Origin of the sequence: Pseudomonas sp. EL_65y_Pfl1_R83, assembly GCF_963970695.1 — a bacterium.
GTDB lineage: Bacteria > Pseudomonadota > Gammaproteobacteria > Pseudomonadales > Pseudomonadaceae > Aquipseudomonas > Aquipseudomonas tritici.
This window is the reverse complement of the sequence record NZ_CAXAQI010000005.1, coordinates 50,517-70,345: the sequence shown is the minus strand read 5'-3', so window position 1 is coordinate 70,345 and position 19,829 is coordinate 50,517. Positions and strand designations below refer to the sequence as shown.

Sequence of the window (19,829 nt, the reverse complement as noted above, 5' to 3'; positions counted from 1 at the left end):
CACATTCAATCGAGCAAAACTAAAACTGTAAGATAATTTATAAACACACCCAGAATTAATTATTCAAATTGATAAATGAACCAAACAATTCGCTTAGGCCAATAAAGTAGTTGATACGCCTATATTTTCTAACCCTGTTTTCTCAAAAAGACCGGGCATAAAAAACGCCGACGCAGTACAAGCCGTCGGCGTTGAAACCTTGAAGGGGGTTTTGGCTTACATCAGAACGCCGGCACTACCGCGCCGTTGTACTTCTTCTCAATGAAGGCTTTGACTTCCGGGCTGGTCAGGGCCTTGGACAGTTTCTGGATAGCATCGCTGTCCTTGTTGTCCGGGCGCGCCACCAGGAAGTTCACGTAGGGCGACTTGGCGTCTTCGATGATCAGCGCGTCTTTCGCTGGGTTGAGGCCAGCTTCCAGGGCGTAGTTGGTGTTGATGACGTCGAGGTCAACCTGATCCAGCACGCGTGGCAGCAGGGCCGATTCCAGCTCCTTGAATTTCAGGTGCTTGGGGTTGTCCTTGATGTCTTTCGGCGTGGACAGGGCATTGGTCGGGTCTTTCAGCGTGATCAGACCGTTCTTTTGCAGCAGCAACAGGGCACGGCCGCTGTTGGAGCCTTCGTTCGGGATGGCAACGGTCGCGCCATCTTTGAGTTCAGAAATGTTCTTGATCTTTTTCGAGTAACCGCCGATCGGTTCAACGTGTACACCGACGACGGTGACGAGGTTGGTGCCCTTGCCCTTGTTGAAGTTTTCCAGGTACGGCAGGGTCTGGAAGTAGTTGGCATCCAAGCGTTTCTCGGCAACCTGCGTGTTGGGTTGCACGTAGTCGGTGAAGACTTTGATTTCCAGGTCCACACCTTCTTTGGCCAGGGTCGGCTTGATCAGCTCGAGGATCTCAGCGTGCGGGATCGGAGTGGCAGCAACCACCAGTTTCTCGTTGGCCTGGGCCAAGCTTGCAGTCAGGGCAGCCGCCAGTGCGGTAAACAACAGAACCTTTTTCATGCAGTGTCCTTATCGAAATTCCGGGGCGTCTCTGACGACCGTTCTTATATGGTGTGCCAGCGAAGTGCTATCGAGGCATGGGATGGACAATACCTAGATTTTTTATTCCCGAACAATATCTTTTATTCACGTTGATATTCCATTTTGTTCATACAGGAATTTGCGCAGCGTTTCCTGCTCGGCAAGGCTGGCACTGTTGAAAATTCGCTGTACTTGCTCCAGCGGCGAGCCCGCCACTGGCAGGTTCAAATGCTCGGGCAAAATCTCGTCGCCGCTGCTGACCAGCAACGCAAAGTGAATAACGTTTTCCAGCTCACGGGTGTTTCCCGGCCAGCTGTGGTGTTCCAACACACGCTGGGCGGCATCACTGATCAGCGGCGCCGGCAGGTCCAAGCGCTGACTGTAGATCCCGAGGAAGTACTCGGCCAGGGACAGGATATCGCCGACGCGCTCGCGCAACGCCGGCAGGTCCAACCGGCCTTCGCTCAAGTAATGGAACAAGCGCTCATGGAACTTGCCGGCAGCCACGGCCTGGGCCAGGTCGATGCTGGTGGCGGCGACCAGGCGCACATCCACCGGGCTAGGCTGATGGGCACCGACGCGGGTGACTTCGTGGTTTTCCAGGGCGGCCAGCAGTTTCACCTGGATCGGCAGCGGCAAGTCGCCGATCTCATCCAAATACAACGTGCCGCCATTCGCCGATCCAAACCAACCGGCCCGGCTGCTGGCCGCGCCACTGTGGGCTCCAGCGGCATAGCCGAACAATTCGGCATCGGCGTAAGTCGGGCTGATGGCGCCGCAGTTGACGCAGACAAACAAGCCGGTGCGGTCGCTGCCACGGTGGATATGCCGCGCCAGCAGCTCTTTACCGCTACCGGTCTCGCCGCGGATCAACACGGGCAAGGCGCGCGGTGCGAGGCTTTCCAGCTCTTCGCGCAGTTGCCGCGAACGGGGATCAACAAACACCAACGCCTTGGCGCGGATACTCAGCGGGCTTTTCTCGGCATCGGGAAAGGTCAGCAAAGGCTGGCCGTAGGTTTCATGCAGACTCATGGCAGGCTCCCGCCACCAATCCACTCAGGGACGGGACGTTGAAAAATGTTCAGGCGGTACGCCGGGCGTGTTGCTCTAGGCGGCTCTGCAGGCGATAGAGGTAAGCGAAACCCTGCTCCCAGCGTTGGTGGCCGGATTTCACATTGATATGCCCGGCACCGGACAAGATCCCGGCTTCGGCCCCCCAGTTACGCGCTAGCTCCAAGGCTCGTGGAGCACTGACGGCACTGTCGTTATCGGAACTGACCACCTGGCTGGGAAACGGCAGCAGGTGGGTGGGGATCGGCGCAAAGTTGCGCAAGGCAGGCGAGCAGGCAGGACGTTCGACATCGGCCGGGGCCACCAGCAAGGCGCCGCGCACGTGCCGTAGAAACTGCACGGGGGCCGTGGCCGCCCAATGCGCTACGGTGATGCAGCCCAGGCTATGCGCGATCAGGATCACCGGCGTGCTGTCGGCGGCGATGGCTTCGGCCAGCGCGGCTACCCAGTCTTCGCGACGCGGGGTGAGCCAATCGGCCTGTTCCACCCGTGCACTGTTGGGCAGGTTGGTCTGCCAGTGACTTTGCCAATGGTCTACTGGCGATCCTTGCCAGCCCGGCACGATCAGATAACGAGTCGACTCGCTGTGCATGGATGTGCCCTCCTGCGGCGTTTAACGTTGCTGAACAGTATAGGGACGGTGGTTATATCCGTTAAGGAATAAGAAGCTATTTATTAATAACCAAAATCTCAAACCCACAAGTCAAAATGTGGGAGCTTGCTCGCGAAGGCGGTGGGTCAGTGTCGTGGCCGGCCCCAGGTGGCGACCGAAAAGACCACCAGCAGCCAGATCACCACGCTTTCAATGGATTCAAGTGACGGCTGGAGAAACGCTTTGGAGTTTTCTGCGTTCGCAGGTGCCCAACGGCGCGCGGTGCGGCCGGCCAAGGGCGACCAAATCGCCAGCCGGTGCCTGGCGCCCTTGCGCCCTTGCGCCTCGTGTGCACTGGCGGCGGTCTGGACATTGCCCATTGATTCACTCCCTACGGTCTTGAACAAAAACCGACGGGCCTGCATGGAAGGCCGTCGATGGCTGAATCATCGGGGCCAGACGCTTATCTCTTAAAGTTATAAATAGATCAAAAAATGAATAAGCGAAGCACCCAGAAACTGGATATCCACGTCCTGCGCGGGCTGGCGTCGAGTCGCTGCTTTTCAATGCATTTGAGGCATAAAATATTCAGCAAAGGCATCGGTCAGGCAGGGTTGTTCGTGCACAAATCAAGCAATTGGCGCTGCAAGCTCTGCCCTGCCGCACCCAGGCCAGCGCGCCCATACAGCGCAAGCCGAACGCCCTGCACCTTGGGCAAACCGCTGTCTGCGCCCAGTACGACATGCCCGGCCTCCACCACTCGACGGGGCAACAAACTGATCCCCAACCCCGCCACGACCGCAGAACACACGCTGGCCAGGCTCGCGCTGGAATAGCCAATACGCCAGCGCCAGCCGCCCACTTCCAGGTGTTGCAGCATTTCATTGCGGTACAGGCCGCCCACCGGGAATGCCACCAACGGCAGGGGATCGCGACCCAGTGACGGTGTGTGACGACTGTCCACCCAGCACAAAGGCTCTGGCCATGAGGCCAGGCAGTCGTCGCTGTCGCCCATCTGCTTGACCAACAACACATCGAACTCACCGCCGCGGTACTGACGCTGCAATTCGGGGCCGAGGCCACTGGTGACCTCCAGGCGCACTCGAGGATAGGCCTGCACAAAGGCCGAGAGCAGAGGCATAAGGCGTTCGGCGGCAAAGTCTTCAGGTACACCGAGGCGTAGCACGCCGTCGCTTTGCTGGCTGATCAATACGTCAGCGGCTTCCTCATTCAGCGCGAGGATGCGCCGCGCATAAGCGAGCAGGCGTTCCCCCTCCGCCGTCGCCACCACACGGCGTTGGTCACGATCCAGCAACTGGCACGCCACCCCCTGTTCCAGGCGGCGGATCTGCTGGCTCACGGTGGATTGGGTCAGGTGCAGGCGCTCGGCGGCGCGGGTGAAATTGCCGCAATCCACCACGGCGACAAAGCTGCGCAATAACACGGGATCAAACATGGCGCTCACCATTCCATTTGCCACTGGTTGGCATGGTTATATTTAATTTCAGAATACCCGTGGTGATGCCCATACTCACGCTTCATTTTTGACCCTTCGGACGCCTGCTGCATGACGCTCAACCCTTCATCTGCCAGCAAATTCGCCGGCTGGGGACTGTTGGTAGTCCTGGGTCTCAATCTGCGACCCATCCTCAGTTCCATCAGCCCTTTGCTCGGCGAAATACGCCTGGCCACCGGCTTGAGTTTCCAGAGCAGCGCCTTGCTCACCAGCCTACCGGTGGTGTGCATGGGCCTGGTGGCGCTGGTGGGCGTGCGCGTTGAAGCGCAGTTGGGTGAGCGGCGCGGCATTGCCCTGGGCCTGATGATGATCCTGCTGGCGTGCCTGGCCCGTTGGCTGATGGGCCAGGGTTCGGCGCTGCTGGTCACGGCCTTGCTCGGCGGTGCCGGTGTGGCGCTGATCCAGGCGTTGGTGCCGGCGATGATCAAGCGTGAGTTTCGTCACCGTGTGCCGGTGGCGATGGGCGTGTATTCGGCGTCGCTGATGGCCGGTGGCGGCCTGGCAGCGCTGCTTAGCCCGGTGGTGGCCAGCTACTTCCAGCACTGGCAGGCCGGGCTTGGCGTGTGGCTGTTGCCCGCATTGGCGGCGCTGCTGCTGTGGGCCTGGTTGCCGCTCGGCACAGCCAAAAACCCACAGGCAACGCCTGCATTCCAGGGCCTGCGCAACCGTCGCGCGTGGCTGCTGGCGCTGTATTTCGGCTTGGTGAACTGCGGTTACATGAGCATGGTGGCTTGGCTGCCCGCCTATTATCAGCAACTGGGCTGGGGCGTGTTGCCCAGTGGTTCGCTGCTGGCATTCATGACCATCTTCCAGGTGATCGCCGCGCTGTTGATGCCGGTGCTGGCGCAACGCGGGATAGACCGTCGGCCACTGCTGTGGGTCAGCCTGCTGGCCCAGACCATCGGCTACCTCGGCCTGTTGCTCGCGCCGCTGCAATGTCCCCACCTGTGGGTTGCCTTGTGCGGTTTCGGCCTGGGCGCGTGTTTTGCCCTGAGCCTGTTGCTGACCCTCGACCACCACCGCGACCCGCGACAGGCCGGTCAACTGGCTGCCTTCGTGCAGGGCGTGGGCTTTTTGATCAATGCGATTTCGCCATGGCTGACCGGCTGGCTGCGCGAACTCACCGGCAGCTTTGTCAGCGCCTGGGCGGTGCTGACCGTAACGGCCGTGGCAATGCTGGTGGTGACCCGCGTGTTCAGCCCCGCCACCTACCGAGCGGCACCCGCTCTATAGCTATGCCTTTAAGTTCAATATAAAAAAACATGCTTCATTGACGGAATAATCAGCCCCCTTAAAATTCCGGCTCTCCTATTTTTCTGCCGCGCCGAACACCCGCTATTGGCCTGGGCGCCGAACAAACGTTCGTCGACGCTTTCGCCAGTGACCAATTGCAGGTGTTGCACTGGCGCAACCTGCCCCATGCCCTGGACAGCCTGAACAACCGTAGCGGGGTGATCAGCCGCGCTGGGGTTCGCTTGTCGCCTGTGGCGAAGGTGCTGATCGAAACCCTGCAGGCGGTGGAAAACCAAGCCGATTGGCCCGCGCAAACGTCCCGAAATCATTGAAGCGCACACCCATTTGCGCCATGACCTCGTGCGCCACCTTCGCGGTCATCTGGCGGATGTAAAACGGCTCTTTCACCACAAAATGGTGGATGCCGTGGGTGCTGCCGAAGTTGAAGCAGAACGCCTGCAACGGCCACATCCACCAAGGGTTCAACACCTGGGTTTGCTGGATCACATTGCCCAGTTCCACATCACCGTAGTAGTGCATGTTGGAGCTGACAAAGTGCAGGCAAAAGGTACGCAGTACGTTGGGGCCAATGATCACCACGGCGGCGATGTCGATCACCTGCATCACCTGCAAGGTGCCGGCAGACCATTCGATGGGTGAGCCCACCAGGCTGGCGAGGCCGTTGGCGGCATGGAAACCCAGGAACACGTACCACGCGCCCCAATGCAGCAGCGCCAGCGGTGCGTACACCAGCAGCGAGCGCTTGAGGATCGACAGTTTGTGCTTCCAGGTCTTGGCCCGCAGCATGCGGATAAACGCCGACATGACGTTATCACCGACCATCAGCAACCGCGCAAAACCCCAAGGCTCGCCGTTGGTGATGGCGCGCTCTTCCATATCGGTCTCAGTACCGGAGACCTTGTGATGGTTGAGGTGCAAGTGGCGGCGTATCCACGGGTTGATCGTGCTCGGACGCGCCAGCCACACCAGGCCCATCATCAGGTTGTGGGGCAGGCGCTGCCTGCGAAAATACATGCTGTGGATCAGGTCGTGTTCCAGTTCATGGGTCAATGAAGCGAGGAAGGCGTTGAGCAGCAGGCACACCCACCAGGCTATATACCCGGTGACGTAGAGCGCTGCGGAGCCAAGCATGCCGACCAGCGCAAACGCCAGAATGCCCGCGCCCAATGCGTCTTGATGCAGCAACCAGGGGTGCTGCCGGCGCAAGCGCACGCCTTCGGCCAGCACCACATCACGGATATGCGCCGCGCGCTGTTGTGCATTCATCTGCTGGGGGCTTGCAGAAGTACCGTCCATGATCACATCCTCTGGTTATCGATGCGTTCATCCTGCCCCACGCGATCTGGCAGGACGCTAGCCCTGGACGCCAACCTGTTGACCGCAAGCGCCAATCGTCATGACCGAGCCCACCTCCCTCGCCAGCTGGACCCGCGCCCTGCGCAAGCAGCTCGATGCCTTGGGCCTGGACAGCGCCGCGCTTTGCCTGAAAGCCGGGCTCGACCCGCAGCAGATGGACGATCCCAATGCGCGTTATCCGCTGTCAGCCACGACGCGGTTATGGGAATTGGCGGTGCAAGCCAGCGGTGACCCGGCGATTGGCTTGCGGGTGTCGCGGTTTGTCAGCCCCACCACCTTCCATGCGCTGGGGTATGCGCTGGTAGCCAGCGGCAGCCTGCGGGAGGTGTTCGAGCGCATCGTGCGTTATCACCAGGTGGTCAGTGATGCGCTGACGCTGGCGCTTAGCAGAGACGGCGAGCGCTACCGCTTTCGCCTGCTGCAACCCCCGGGCAGCCCGGCGCCGGCATTCGAGGCCATTGATGCGTTTGCGGCGATTTATGTGCGCACCTGCCGCAATCGCCTGGGCCGTGAGTACGCACCGCTGGCGGTGCACCTGCGACGGCCAGAGCCTGCCGATCCCAATCCGTGGCACACCGTGTTTCGGGCGCCCGTGTTCTTCGGCGCCGAAGAAGACTGCCTGGAGTTTGCCGCCCACGACTTCGACAGCCACTTGGACGACGCCAACCCTGAACTGGCCGAGCACAACGAAACCGTGCTCAAGCGCACTCTCGCCCAGCTGCAGCCGCTGACCTGGGAACGTAAGGTGCGTGCGGCTATTGAAGCGCAATTGCCGGACGGCGAGCCAAGTGCTGAGCGCATTGCCCAGGCCCTGCACCTGAGCTTGCGCAGTTTGCAGCGGCACCTGGCGGATGAAGGGTGTCGGTTTGATGCGTTGCTCAATGAATGCCGGGAGAATTTGGCGTTGCTGCATCTACGGGATCCGCAGTGCTCATTGGCAGAGATCAGCCATTTGCTGGGGTTTGCCGATACCAGCAGCTTCAACCGGGCGTTCAAGCGCTGGACGGGTATGACGCCGGGGCAGTTCAGGGATGGCTTGCGGTAGGTGAGTGTGTTGTGTTTTTGAGGGCCTCTTCGCGATAGCGAAGGCACTAGACATGCCGGATCAATCAACGCCCGCGATCACGTCGCAACAGCTTCTTCACCCGCGCCACCAAAGCCTTGGCCTCAAACGGCTTGAGCAAGTAATCATCCTCATGCAGTTCCAACCCGCGCAGGCGGTCCTCAATCCCTTCCGTGGTCGTCAAGAACAACACCGGCGTCTCGCCCTTCTTGCGAATCGCCTGCTGCAACTTCCAGGCATTCAAACCCGGCAACATCACATCCAGGATCACCAAGTCATATTCAGCGCTTTCCACAAACCGCTGAGCCGCCATGCCATTGGCGGCGACTTCCACTGCGAAGCCGGCCTCACTCAAGCCCTGGGCCATGAGTTGCGCTAATTTCGGCTGGTCTTCCACTAACAATACCTGCATGCCTACCTCTTGGTTCATTACAAACCTGTAATCGAATTGTTCGGCTTTTGACCGAGATCACTGGCTAAGGTAGCGGCCTGCTTTCTGGAGCCGTTCCCATGTATCGCAATGCCTTGTTCTTGAGCTTCGCCATCAGCGCCACCGCCCTCGCAGCACCACCGCTGCCGCGCCACGCCGACCTGGATTTGCACACCGCACGCCAACTGGCAGACGCCAGCCTGGCGCAGTGCACGGCGGCACTTACCGTACTTGATCGGGGCGGCAATCCATTGCTCAGCCTGCGGGCCGACGGCGTAGGTCCGCACAACAGCATCGCCAGCCAACGCAAAGCGTACACGGCGTTGTCGACGAAAACCCCCACCCGCCTGTTTGCCGAGCGTGCGCGCAACAACCCCGAGGCCGCCAACCTTAACAGCTTGCCCGAATTGCTGTTGCTCGGGGGCGGCATCCCGCTGTTTGCCGACGCTGAACTGGTGGGCGCGTTGGGCATTGCCGGTGCCGGCGGTGCCGAGCAGGACGAAGCGTGCGCGGTAAAGGCAGCCACTCAACTTGGCCTGACAATCACCCCTTGAGGAAACCTCCATGAAAACCCTGACTAAGACCCTCGCCGCCCTCAGCCTGAGCGGCCTGAGCAGCCTGGCCCTGGCGGCCGGCAACCCCCTGAGCGTGCATGTCCTGAACCTGGAAAACGGCCTGCCGTCTGCCGGTGTCAGCGTCACCCTGGAGCAGCACGTAGGCGATCACTGGCAATCGCTGTCCGAAGGTGTCACCAACCAGCAGGGGCGCATCGCCGAACTGTTCCCGGCCAACCAAGCCATGAAACCGGGCGAGTATCGCGTGGTATTCAAGACCGGCGACTACTACAAGAAAGCCAATCGCGAGACGTTTTTCCCGCAAGTCCCGGTGATATTCGAGGTCAAGCAGGCCGACCAGCACTACCACATCCCGCTGCTGCTGAGCCCTTACGGCTTTTCGACATATCGCGGTTCCTAGTCGGCCCCAGCGGCCTGCCGCAAGCGCGGCAGGTCGAGGACTTCAATCGCGCCGTAACTCAGCTTGATGATCCCTTGCTGCTCTAAGGCCTTGAGCAAACTGTTGGTGGTCTGGCGCGACAGGCTCAACATCGCGGCCAAATCTTCCTGAGGCAGCTGCAAGACGCGACGGGAGTGCTCTATCTCGCCGTACCCGCCGGCAATCATCAGCAGCCGGTGAGCGATACGCGTCGACGCCGGCATCAGGCTCATCTGTTCGATATTGATCAGCGACAGGCGCAACTTCTGGCTCATCAACAACGCCATGTCGCGCCAGTACGTCGGGTTTTGGTCAAGCATCTCGAGCATCGCCGATTGCGGCACCTGCAACAGCGTGCACGGCCCAACCGACAAGGCGTCGTGGGTGCGCGGCAAACCGTCGAACAGGCAGATCTCGCCAAACCAGAAAGGTGTTTCAATCAGGCTCAACACCGCTTCCTTGCCCTGCGCATTGACCGCACTGACACGCACGGCCCCCTCCAATACCGCATACACCCCACAGGGCGGATCACCGCGCCTGAACAGGTATTGCCCCGCCGTCAGCTGACGCAGCCGAGCCGCCGCCAGCACACTATCCTGTAGCTGCACAGGCAGGTGGCTGAACCACTGACCGGTGGCCAATCGGGCATGCCAGGTTGCCGCAATCATGAGAACTCCAGAGATTGTCGCCCAGTTGACAGTCAGTCGCCGGCTGACGGGAGATGATCAAACATCCTACAGGAGGAATAACAATGAAAAGCCTCGTCGACCACCTCAGTCAATACGCTGCCTACCACCGCGACCCGCGCAATATCGCCAGCCACTTTATCGGCATTCCACTGATTGTCGTCGCGGTGGCCGTGCTGCTGTCACGCCCGGAATGGGCGATCGGTGGGGTGTGGATTTCGCCGGCAGTGATCGTCGCACTGCTGTCAGCGTGGTTTTACCTGCGCCTGGAACTGGCGCTGGGTGTGTTGATGACGCTGCTGATGGGCCTGTCGGTGTGGGCCGGGCATGTGCTGGCGGCACAGAGCACGATGGTGTGGCTCAGCGGCGGCATCGGGATGTTTGTGGTGGGCTGGGTGATTCAGTTCGTCGGGCATTACTACGAAGGCAAGAAGCCGGCGTTTGTGGATGATGTGTCGGGGCTGATCGTGGGGCCGTTGTTTGTGGTGGCGGAGTTGGCGTTTTTGCTGGGGTTGCGGCAGGGGCTCAAGCAGCAGATTGAAGAGCGGTCGGGGCCGGTGGCCGTCAGAGAAAAACGCGCTACGGTCTGAAAGTTAATAGAGATCCAATGTGGGAGCCGGGCTTGCCCGCGATAGCAACACCTCGGTCAAACAGTCATACCGAGGTGTTGCTATCGCAGGCAAGCCAGCTCCCACATTGATCTCCATGGGTACTTAGGCTTTTTGCCAGACCTTGGGCTTGAAGAAAAGCGTCTCACCCCGCGCCAGCCCGGTCAGGCTGTCGTGGTCTTTCACCACTTCTGCCTCGATCAGTTCGCTCTGGCCTTCGACCTTCAGGGTTACCCGCGTGGTGGCGCCCAACGGGCGAATGTCGCGCACTTGAGCCGCATGGTGATCTTCCAGCTCATGCCGCGACAGCGACACTTCGTGAGGGCGGAACAGCACGTGCTTGTCTTCACCCAGGTGCAGACGGTTGGAATCCCCTAGGAAGTGATAGACGAAATCGCTGGCCGGGTTTTCGTAGACTTCGCCCGGTGAACCGATCTGCTCGATCACACCCTTGTTCATCACTACGATGCGGTCGGCGACTTCCATGGCCTCCTCCTGGTCGTGGGTCACAAACACGGACGTCAAGTTGATGTCTTCGTGCAGGCGCGCCAGCCAGCGGCGCAGCTCTTTACGCACTTTGGCGTCGAGGGCGCCGAAGGGTTCGTCGAGCAACAGCACTTTGGGTTCTACGGCCAGGGCGCGGGCCAGGGCGATACGCTGGCGTTGGCCGCCGGAGAGCTGTTCCGGGTAGCGATCCGATAACCAGTCCAGCTGCACCATGTTCAGCAGTTCATGCACCTTGACCGCGATCTGGCTTTCATTCGGGCGCTGGTTCTTTGGCTTCATGCGCAGGCCGAAAGCCACGTTGTCGAACACGGTCATGTGGCGGAACAGCGCGTAGTGCTGGAACACAAAGCCGACGTTGCGATCGCGTACGTCGTGGCCGGACACGTCTTCACCGTGGAACACGATGCTGCCGTCATCCGGTGTTTCGAGCCCTGCGATGATGCGCAGCAAGGTGGTCTTGCCGCAGCCGGACGGGCCGAGCAACGCCACCAACTCGCCACTCTGGATGTCCAGATTGATGCTGCTCAGGGCCTTGAAGGCGTTGAAGTTCTTGCTGACATTACGGACTTCGATCGACATGACTTATTCCTCACCGGCGCTGTTGCGCAGGCGGTTGATACGGTTCTCGCTCCACTGCTTGAGCAGCAGGATGAAGAGCGCCAGGATCAGCAACAGGCTCGCGACGGCAAACGCGGCGACATGGTTGTATTCGTTGTAGAGGATCTCGACATGCAACGGCAGGGTGTTGGTAACGCCGCGAATGTGGCCGGACACCACCGACACCGCGCCGAACTCACCCATGGCCCGCGCAGTACACAGCACCACGCCGTAGATCAGGCCCCATTTGATGTTCGGCACGGTCACATGCCAGAACATCTGCCAGCCATTGGCGCCCAGCAGGCGCGCGGCCTCTTCTTCCTGGGTGCCCTGCTCCTGCATCAGCGGGATCAGTTCACGGGCCACGAAGGGTACGGTGACAAAGATGGTTGCCAGCACGATGCCGGGCAAGGCGAACACGATCTGGATGTCATGCTCTTGCAGCCAAGGGCCAAAGAAACCCTGCGCGCCGAACATCAGCACGTAGACCAGACCCGCGATCACCGGAGACACCGAGAACGGCAAGTCGATCAGCGTGACCAGGATGCTCTTGCCACGGAACGAGTATTTGCTCACGCACCACGCGGCGCTGACGCCGAACACCAGGTTGAGCGGCACCGAGATCGCCACGGCGATCACCGTGAGCTTCAGTGCCGACAGCGCGTCTGGCTCAAGGATCGCGGTGAAAAACGCACCGAGGCCGTTCTTCAAGCCCTGGGTCACCACGATCAACAGCGGCAACAACAGGAACAACACGAACACCAGCCAGCCAAGGCCGATCAAGATACGTCGCGACGTTGCGCTGCCACGGCGGGCTGCATTGGCCGAGGACGCCGCGGAAATAGACGATTGGGACATGTTCCGCGCCTCCTTATGGACGTTCGATGCGCCGCTGCAACAAGTTGATCAGCAGCAGCAATACAAAGGAAACCACCAGCATCAGCACGCCGATGGACGTGGCGCCGCGGTAGTCATATTGGTCGAGCTTGACCATGATCAGCAGCGGCAGGATCTCGGTTTTCATCGGCATGTTGCCAGCGATGAAAATCACCGAACCGTACTCACCCACGCCACGCGCGAACGCCAGGGCAAAACCGGTCAGCCAGGCCGGCAGCAATGCCGGCACGAGGATGTAGCGGAACACCTGCAACGGCTTGGCGCCCAGGCAGGCGGCGGCCTCTTCGATTTCCCGAGGGATATCGGCGAGCACCGGCTGCACCGTGCGTACTACGAACGGCAAGGTGACAAAGGTCAGCGCCAGGGTGATGCCCAACGGGGTATAGGCGATCTTGAAGCCCAGGTCGGCGGCGAACTGGCCGACGAAGCCGTTCGGCGTGTACAACGCGGTCAGCGCGATACCGGCTACAGCGGTGGGCAAGGCGAACGGCAGGTCGATCATCGCATCGATGATCTTGCGGCCCGGGAAGGTGTAGCGCACCAGCACCCAGGCCAGCAGCGTGCCGATCACGCCATTGATCAGCGCGGCGTAGAGCGCGGTGCTGAAGCTCAGCTGCAACGCCGCCAGCACGCGCGGTGCGGAGATGATGGCCCAGAACTGATCCCAGGTGAGTTGTGCAGCGTGTACAAACATCGCCGCGAGGGGAATGAGTACGATCAGGCTGAGGTACACCACGGTGTAGCCCAGCGTCAGCCCGAAGCCGGGTATGACGGGGGAGATACGACGCGACATAAGAGTCCTTGGTTAACGAGTAGTATCGAGCAGAACGCGAGCTTATGTGGAAGCCGGGCTTGCCCGCGATGCAGGCACCTCGGTGTGTCAGTGACGCCGCAGTGACGCTATCGCAGCGGTCCTACAAGCCAGCGCCCACACAAGATCGCTTCTACATGATTTGTTTACTGCGCCGTGTAGATCTGGTCGAACACGCCACCGTCGTTAAAGAATTTCGGTTGGGCAGTTTTCCAGCCACCGAAGTCTTTGTCGATAGTCACCAGGTCCAGTTTCGGGAACTGCTGGGCGTATTTGGCGGCCACTTTTGCATCGCGTGGGCGGTAGAAGTTCTTGGCCGCAATCTCCTGGCCAGCCGGGCTGTACAGGTGTTTGAGGTATTCAGTGGCGATTTCGGTGTTGCCCTTTTTCTCGGTGTTCTTGTCAACCACGGCCACTGGCGGCTCCGCGAGAATCGACAGCGAAGGCACGACGATATCGAACGTGTCAGCGCCGCCGTCTTCTTTAAGGGCCAGGAACGCCTCGTTTTCCCAGGCCAGCAACACGTCACCCTGACCGTTGTTGACGAAGGTGATGGTCGAACCACGCGCGCCGGTGTCCAGCACAGGCACGTGTTTGAACAGCTCTTTCACGTACTCCTGGGCCTTGGCTTCGCTGCCGCCGGTTTTCAGACCGTAGGCCCAGGCGGCGAGGAAGTTCCAGCGTGCGCCGCCGGAGGTTTTCGGGTTTGGGGTGATCACGGACACCTCTTTCTTGATCAGGTCGCCCCAATCCTTGATGCCTTTAGGGTTGCCCTTGCGCACCAGGAACACGATGGTCGAGGTGTACGGGGTGCTGGCGTCCGGCAGGCGGGTCTGCCAGTTTTCCGGGAGGCTCTTGCCCAGTTTTGCGATTTCGTCGATGTCACCGGCCAGGGCCAGGGTCACTACGTCGGCGCGCAGGCCGTCGATCACGGCACGCCCTTGTTTGCCCGAACCACCGTGGGATTGCTGGATTTTGACGTTGTCGCCGGGGTGGGACTGTTTCCAGAAACGGGTGAACTCAGCGTTGTAGTCCTGGTACAGCTCACGGGTAGGGTCGTACGAGACGTTGAGCAACTCGTAGTCCTTGGCAACCGCGGAACCTGCAAACACGGCACTGGCCAGGGCGGCCAGGACATAACGGCGAATCGACGACATAGAAGCTCCTGAAATTCTGGGGTGTTGGCTTTTTCTTATAATTGCGGGTCTATCGCCGTTCTTGCTTAGCTCGGTTTGTTACCCGGATTCTGCAGACGGAATTTTTCTTTGCGTTCGATCTGTACCACTTGCGCGTTGTGCACAGTGATTTCCACCGCGCCAAACCGCAGATCGCGCAGGGCGCTCTGGATCTCACGCAAAATGGCTGCTTCGTCCTGGCCGTCGACGCTACGTAGAGATGCGCTCATGGTCTCGCTCCTGAAATGAATAGTGCCTCGCAGTGGCGGCACTGCTTGCGGCATGAGGGCGATAGTAGATAAGCGCGGATATTCTTAAAAATACTATTTCAGCATGTTTATATAACCAGAAAGAATTTTCTGGTGGGGCGTGGGGTTGCGCGCTGATTTCATTGATCAACGCCGAAATCAAGTCGCAAGCAGATCCAAATATGGGAGCGAGCAAGTCGAATCGTCGCACCGCCGCTCCCACATTTTGACCGTATTTCAAGCACGGATGGTGGGTGCTTTCGACCAATCAATTTCCTGCGCCGGCATCGGCCTGCCAAACCAATACCCCTGCCCCAGATCGCATTCCTGCTCCAACAAAAACCGCGCCTGCTCCACCTGCTCGATCCCTTCGGCCTGCACCTGCATGCCCATGCTTTTCGCCAGCGCAATCACCACCCGCACAATCGCAGCATCGTCCTCATCCCACGGCAACCCAGCGACAAACCCTTGGTCGATCTTGAGCTTCTGCACAGGCAGGCGCTTGAGCCGCAGAAGCGACGAGTAACCGGTACCAAAATCATCAATGGCCAGGCGCAAGCCCAGTTCGCGCAGGCGGTGTAGTTGTTCCAGGGCGACTTCGGGGTCGTCCATCACTGCGCTTTCGGTCACTTCAAGTTCAAGGAAACCGGGGTCGAGGCCCGTATCGTGCAGCACTTGGGCGACCTGCTCGTACAGTTCGCGCCGCGCAAACAACCGGCTGGAAACGTTGACGGCGATAAAGCTCAACGGCACCCCATCGGCCAGCCATTGGCACATCTGCCGGCAAGCCTGGTCCATGACCCAAGCGTCGATATCGGCAATCAACCCGGTGCGCTCGGCAATCGGGATAAATTCCCCCGGCGGCACCAGGCCACGCTCCGGGTGCTGCCAGCGCACCAGTGCCTCGACGCCTATCAGGCGACTGCCGTGCAGCTCATGCACCGGCTGGTAATAAACGCGCAACTCTTGCTGCTCGAGGGCACGACGCAGCTCGTTGGCAATTTCCACGCGGTTCTGCGCAAGGGCGGTGAGTTCTTCGGTGTACAACGCGTAGCCTTCGCGGCCGGCGCTCTTGGCCTTGAACAGCGCAGAGTCGGCGTTGCGCAACAGCTGTTCGGCGCTCAGGGCATCGCTGGGAAAGAGGCTGATGCCAACGCTGGCGCTGATAAACAGCTGATGGCCGTCGAAGATGAACGGCTGCTTCATCGCATCGAGGATGCGTTGCGCCAAGGCGGCAGCCTGAACCACCTGTGGACAACTTTCCGCGAGCACCGCGAACTCATCTCCACCCAGGCGCGCCAGGGTCACGCCGGGTCCGAACAACCCCTGCAGCCGTTCGCCCACCTGCTTGAGCAACTGGTCTCCAACATTGTGGCCCAGGCTGTCGTTGATGATTTTGAAGTGATCCAGGTCCAGCAACAGCAGGCCGCAACCGCGCTTGTGGACTTGCGCCGAGGCCAGTGCCTGCTCGGCGCGGTCGGTGAACAGCAGGCGGTTGGGCAGATCAGTCAGGGGGTCGTGGTGCGCGAGGTGGGCCAGTTCGTGCTCGGAATCCTTGATGGCGCTGATATCGGAGAACACTGCGACGTAATGACTGACGTGGCCTTGGTCATCGTGAATCACACGAATGGTTTGCCACTGTGGATAAATTTCACCGCTCTTGCGCCGGTTCCAGATTTCTCCGCTCCATTCGCAGGTGCTCTCCAGGCTCTGGAACATCTGCTGGTAGAAATTCGACGAATGGCGACCGGACTTGAACAGGCTGGGACGCTGGCCCATGACGTCTTCGCCTTGATAACCAGTGATCGCCATAAAGGCGCGATTGACGTGGACGATCAGCCCCTGGGCGTCGGTGACCAGCACGCCCTCACGGGTACAATCGAACACGGCGGCGGCTTGGCGCAGGCGCTCGCGGTTTTCCTTCAGGGGTTGTTGCAATTCGTGGGCACGGGCAAACCGGGCGTAGATCAGGTAAATCGCCAAGGCGCTGAAGGCCACCCACACATAGCCACTTACTTGCAACCAGTGGTTCAGCTCGCTGGGGTCATCGAGAAACTCGATCAATACCTGCCGAGTGAGGCCTATCCAGAGAGTGGAAACCAGCAGGTAAAACAGCCCCGCACGCAGGGCACCTCGGCATGAAAACAGCATACGTTGATCAATCCTTACCCAAAAAACAGAATCGTCCTACAAAGGCTGGGGATTATAGAATAAGAAACATCCAGTCACTCCTATCTGAAAGAGCGGCTGGTTTTCTGTGTAGGCTTAGTGATAATGCGTAAGCTGTTCTTTTCTTTATCTGAGGGCCATACAGCCTATGTGGTACAACGGTTTTCTTGACTTGTCAGCCTGGCAACTGGTTGCAGTCACCCTGTTGATGACCCACGTGACCATCGTTGGGGTCACGGTCTATCTGCACCGCTATTCAGCCCATCGCTCCCTGGAGCTCAATGCCGGCCTGAAACACTTCTTCCGCTTCTGGCTGTGGCTCACCACGGCGCAGAACACCCGCGAGTGGACTGCCATCCACCGCAAACACCACGCCAAGTGCGAAACCGTCGATGACCCGCACAGCCCGGTCATCAAGGGTTTGTCCACCGTTATGCGCAAAGGTGCCGAACTGTACCGCGCCGAGGCCGAAAACCCTGAGACCCTGCGCATCTACGGCAAGAACTGCCCGGACGACTGGATCGAACGCAAGGTCTACACCCCTTACCCATTGTTGGGCGTGGCGATCATGGGCGTGATCGACCTGCTGTTGTTTGGCACGATCGGTATCACCATCTGGGCGATCCAGATGATGTGGATTCCGTTCTGGGCCGCCGGCGTGATCAACGGCCTGGGCCATGCCGTGGGCTATCGCAATTTCGAATGCCGTGACGCGGCGACCAACCTGGTGCCGTGGGGCATCATCGTCGGTGGTGAAGAGCTGCATAACAACCACCACACGTACCCCAACTCCGCCAAGTTGTCGGTGAAGAAGTGGGAATTCGACATGGGCTGGGCCTGGATCAAAGTGTTCAGTTTCCTGCGCCTGGCGAAGGTGCAACGCGTTGCGCCCATCGCCCACCGCGTCGAAGGCAAGGGCCACCTGGACATGGACACCGCCATGGCGATCCTCAACAACCGTTTCCAGATCATGGCCCAGTACCGCAAGTTGGTGATCGCCCCGCTCGTCAAGCAGGAGCTGGAAAAAGTCGATCACTCGGTTCGCCACCAATTCCACCGCGCCAAGCGCCTGCTGTCGCGAGAAACCAGCTTGTTGGATGACCGCCACCACCTGCGTATCCAGAGCATGCTGGAACACAGCCAGGCACTTAAAGTGATCTACGAAAAGCGCCTGGCACTGCAGCAGATCTGGCTGAAGACCAGTTCAAATGGCCACGATATGCTGGCAGCCATAAAGGAATGGGTGCATGAAGCTGAGGCCAGCGGCATCCAGTCCCTGCGGGATTTCGCCCACCAATTGAAGACCTATTCGCTGCGTCCTGCGGCGGTCTGACCGTAAGGTGGGAGGGCTTCCCCTCCCACCTTACGGCTTTTTGGCGTCATTTCTCGGACACCGGCAATCGATCCTGTTGACGGAACTTCACTGCAATTCGCCTCTCTCAATGAACACTTCGCCATCATGGTGGCCCTTGTAGTGACCGCTGTTTCAATGTGCGGCGCGCCCAGAGAGAGTTGTGCCGATGGTTCACGAAAAACCCTACTTGTCCGATCCGCCCACCGCTGAACATCCGCGTCCGGCTGCGGCGGCGACCCTCTTGGCGCTGGTGCACGCCCAGGGTGAAGTCGAACGGCTGAGTGAGCGCGAGCAGTTGCTCAGCTCAATGCTGGTGAGCGTGAACGCCGTGCTGTGGGCCATGGACTGGGAAACGCGCCGCGTACTTTATGTGAGCCCGGCCTATGAGCGGGTGTTCGGGCGCTCCGCCGGCCTGCTGCTGGCAGACCATCGGGAGTGGCGCAACAGCATTCACCCCGAAGACCTCGACTACGCCGAACACAGCCTGGCCCGCGTGCTGGGACAAGGCGCCGTCGAAGACCGCGAGTACCGCATCATCACCGCCGACGGGCAAATCCGCTGGTTGAGCGACAAGTGTTACATCAACCAGCAGATCGAACCTGGTGAACCCTTGATCGTGGTAGGCATAGCCGAAGACATCACCGAAAAGAAACAGATGGCGCTGGAGCTGCACCGTCTCGCCACCACCGACGTGCTGACTCAAAGCAGCAACCGTCGGCACTTCTTCGAATGCGCCAATCAAGCCTTCGACAGTGCCTGCGCGCAAGGCGCGCCGCTGGCGTTCCTGCTGCTGGACATCGATGACTTCAAGGACGTTAACGACACCTACGGGCATCTGGAGGGCGACCAGGTGCTGCGGCGCATCGCCGAGAGCGGTCGAGGGGTATTGCGCCGTGGCGATCTGTTCGGACGCATTGGTGGTGAAGAGTTCGCCGCCGTGCTGCCGGGCTGCGCGCCGGAGATGGCGCTGCAAGTGGCCGAACGCCTGGGCAAGGAGATTCAAGCGCTGAGTTTCAGCTATGAAGGCCAGGCGTTCAAGGTGACCATCAGCCAGGGCCTGGCCAGCCTCACCGAGGCAGACTCGACCCTGGACAACCTGTTCGCCCGCGCCGACGCCGCCATGTACGAGGCAAAACGCCTGGGCAAGAACCGCGTAATAGCGGGTTAAGCAATCGCATCCCCCTGTGGGAGCTGGCTTACCTGCGATAGCATCACTTCGAACTGCCTGAAGCACCACGCCGCCTGCATCGCAGGCAAGCCAGCTGCCACATTGATATGTGTCGCCCGCTAGGCCTTGCGCACCCGCATCAGCTCAGACAAGCCAACTTTGAGCAGCCGCGCCGTCTTGCCCTTGGCAAGCGCATCCAACCCTTCATGCTCGGTCAATCGCGCCATCTGCGCGGCCACATTCATCCAGCACGCTCACTCGGTAATGCTGCGACCTTAGACAATGCCGCGGCCTACTGACAATGAACAC

General features: G+C 60.0%; 20 protein-coding genes and 2 pseudogenes. 7 read left to right on the top strand and 15 right to left on the bottom strand.

All coding sequences use genetic code 11. The features are described from left to right. Positions 1-221: 221 nt before the first annotated feature. From AACY08_RS08745 to AACY08_RS08725, 5 genes and pseudogenes are all read right to left on the bottom strand, one after another. Positions 222-1,004: a MetQ/NlpA family ABC transporter substrate-binding protein gene (locus AACY08_RS08745; RefSeq protein ID WP_339419893.1), complete on the bottom strand. Its 783-nt coding sequence runs from the start codon at positions 1,002-1,004 to the stop codon at positions 222-224. Between the two features lie 126 nt (positions 1,005-1,130). Next, the gene (locus AACY08_RS08740) at positions 1,131-2,057 is read right to left on the bottom strand and encodes a sigma 54-interacting transcriptional regulator (RefSeq protein ID WP_339469093.1); all 927 of its coding nucleotides are present in this window, start codon (positions 2,055-2,057) and stop codon (positions 1,131-1,133) included. A 49-nt stretch (positions 2,058-2,106) separates the two neighbouring features. Then, positions 2,107-2,688: an alpha/beta hydrolase gene (locus AACY08_RS08735; RefSeq protein ID WP_339469092.1), complete on the bottom strand. Its 582-nt coding sequence runs from the start codon at positions 2,686-2,688 to the stop codon at positions 2,107-2,109. Between the two features lie 226 nt (positions 2,689-2,914). Beyond that, positions 2,915-3,068 (bottom strand): annotated as a pseudogene (locus tag AACY08_RS08730) (energy transducer TonB); the annotation flags it as partial. 224 nt (positions 3,069-3,292) lie between these two features. Then, entirely contained in the window at positions 3,293-4,144 is an 852-nt protein-coding gene (locus tag AACY08_RS08725) for a LysR family transcriptional regulator (protein ID WP_339469091.1), read from the bottom strand. Positions 4,145-4,255: 111 nt separating this feature from the next. Between AACY08_RS08725 and AACY08_RS08720 the strand changes: the two genes are divergently transcribed. Then, complete coding sequence (locus AACY08_RS08720) at positions 4,256-5,437, top strand: CynX/NimT family MFS transporter (RefSeq protein WP_339469090.1); 1,182 nt, start codon at positions 4,256-4,258, stop codon at positions 5,435-5,437. Positions 5,438-5,659: 222 nt separating this feature from the next. Here AACY08_RS08720 and AACY08_RS08715 read toward each other — a convergent pair whose 3' ends face one another. After that, on the bottom strand, positions 5,660-6,754 hold the full coding sequence (locus tag AACY08_RS08715; RefSeq protein WP_339469089.1) for a fatty acid desaturase: 1,095 nt from the start codon (positions 6,752-6,754) through the stop codon (positions 5,660-5,662). A 100-nt stretch (positions 6,755-6,854) separates the two neighbouring features. On the opposite strand from AACY08_RS08715, the gene AACY08_RS08710 reads away from it, so the two are divergent. Next, positions 6,855-7,859, top strand: coding sequence for an AraC family transcriptional regulator (locus AACY08_RS08710; RefSeq protein ID WP_339469088.1), 1,005 nt, complete (start codon positions 6,855-6,857; stop codon positions 7,857-7,859). A 64-nt stretch (positions 7,860-7,923) separates the two neighbouring features. Here AACY08_RS08710 and AACY08_RS08705 read toward each other — a convergent pair whose 3' ends face one another. After that, positions 7,924-8,289, bottom strand: coding sequence for a response regulator (locus AACY08_RS08705; protein WP_339469087.1), 366 nt, complete (start codon positions 8,287-8,289; stop codon positions 7,924-7,926). A gap of 98 nt (positions 8,290-8,387) precedes the next feature. Here AACY08_RS08705 and AACY08_RS08700 point away from each other — a divergent pair, with 98 nt between their 5' ends. Beyond that, on the top strand, positions 8,388-8,861 hold the full coding sequence (locus tag AACY08_RS08700; protein ID WP_339469086.1) for a GlcG/HbpS family heme-binding protein: 474 nt from the start codon (positions 8,388-8,390) through the stop codon (positions 8,859-8,861). 10 nt (positions 8,862-8,871) lie between these two features. Further along, positions 8,872-9,282: a hydroxyisourate hydrolase gene (gene uraH / locus AACY08_RS08695; protein ID WP_339419881.1), complete on the top strand. Its 411-nt coding sequence runs from the start codon at positions 8,872-8,874 to the stop codon at positions 9,280-9,282. Here the strand turns inward: uraH and AACY08_RS08690 are convergent. Next, positions 9,279-9,968 (bottom strand): Crp/Fnr family transcriptional regulator, encoded by a 690-nt coding sequence (locus AACY08_RS08690; protein ID WP_339419879.1) that lies wholly within the window; start codon positions 9,966-9,968, stop codon positions 9,279-9,281. The two genes, uraH and AACY08_RS08690, sit on opposite strands and share 4 nt — an antisense overlap. 83 nt (positions 9,969-10,051) lie before the next feature. Here AACY08_RS08690 and AACY08_RS08685 point away from each other — a divergent pair, with 83 nt between their 5' ends. After that, entirely contained in the window at positions 10,052-10,576 is a 525-nt protein-coding gene (locus tag AACY08_RS08685) for an Mpo1 family 2-hydroxy fatty acid dioxygenase (protein ID WP_339469085.1), read from the top strand. Positions 10,577-10,699: 123 nt separating this feature from the next. Here the strand turns inward: AACY08_RS08685 and AACY08_RS08680 are convergent, their stop codons facing one another. The 6 genes from AACY08_RS08680 to dibA all read right to left on the bottom strand — a co-directional run bounded on the left by AACY08_RS08680 (position 10,700) and on the right by dibA (position 16,980). Beyond that, positions 10,700-11,680 carry a sulfate/molybdate ABC transporter ATP-binding protein gene (locus AACY08_RS08680; RefSeq protein WP_339438783.1) on the bottom strand — a complete coding sequence of 327 codons (981 nt, stop codon included), beginning with the start codon at positions 11,678-11,680 and terminating at the stop codon, positions 10,700-10,702. 3 nt (positions 11,681-11,683) lie between these two features. After that, positions 11,684-12,556, bottom strand: coding sequence for a sulfate ABC transporter permease subunit CysW (cysW, locus tag AACY08_RS08675; protein WP_049710637.1), 873 nt, complete (start codon positions 12,554-12,556; stop codon positions 11,684-11,686). 13 nt (positions 12,557-12,569) lie between these two features. Further along, positions 12,570-13,388 carry a sulfate ABC transporter permease subunit CysT gene (gene cysT, locus AACY08_RS08670; protein WP_339469084.1) on the bottom strand — a complete coding sequence of 273 codons (819 nt, stop codon included), beginning with the start codon at positions 13,386-13,388 and terminating at the stop codon, positions 12,570-12,572. Positions 13,389-13,552: 164 nt separating this feature from the next. Continuing rightward, complete coding sequence (locus AACY08_RS08665) at positions 13,553-14,563, bottom strand: sulfate ABC transporter substrate-binding protein (protein WP_339469083.1); 1,011 nt, start codon at positions 14,561-14,563, stop codon at positions 13,553-13,555. 65 nt (positions 14,564-14,628) lie between these two features. After that, positions 14,629-14,811, bottom strand: coding sequence for a sulfur starvation response protein OscA (gene oscA / locus AACY08_RS08660; RefSeq protein ID WP_003170956.1), 183 nt, complete (start codon positions 14,809-14,811; stop codon positions 14,629-14,631). A gap of 255 nt (positions 14,812-15,066) precedes the next feature. Then, positions 15,067-16,980, bottom strand: a complete 1,914-nt coding sequence (dibA, locus tag AACY08_RS08655; RefSeq protein ID WP_339469082.1) for a phosphodiesterase DibA — start codon at positions 16,978-16,980, stop codon at positions 15,067-15,069. A gap of 166 nt (positions 16,981-17,146) precedes the next feature. Between dibA and desA the strand changes: the two genes are divergently transcribed. Continuing rightward, positions 17,147-18,331, top strand: a complete 1,185-nt coding sequence (gene desA, locus AACY08_RS08650; RefSeq protein ID WP_065872791.1) for a delta-9 fatty acid desaturase DesA — start codon at positions 17,147-17,149, stop codon at positions 18,329-18,331. Between the two features lie 187 nt (positions 18,332-18,518). Beyond that, on the top strand, positions 18,519-19,520 hold the full coding sequence (locus tag AACY08_RS08645) for a GGDEF domain-containing protein (RefSeq protein ID WP_339469080.1): 1,002 nt from the start codon (positions 18,519-18,521) through the stop codon (positions 19,518-19,520). 119 nt (positions 19,521-19,639) lie between these two features. Here AACY08_RS08645 and AACY08_RS08640 read toward each other — a convergent pair. Beyond that, positions 19,640-19,765 (bottom strand): annotated as a pseudogene (locus AACY08_RS08640) (histidine kinase); the annotation flags it as partial. Positions 19,766-19,829: the final 64 nt, after the last annotated feature.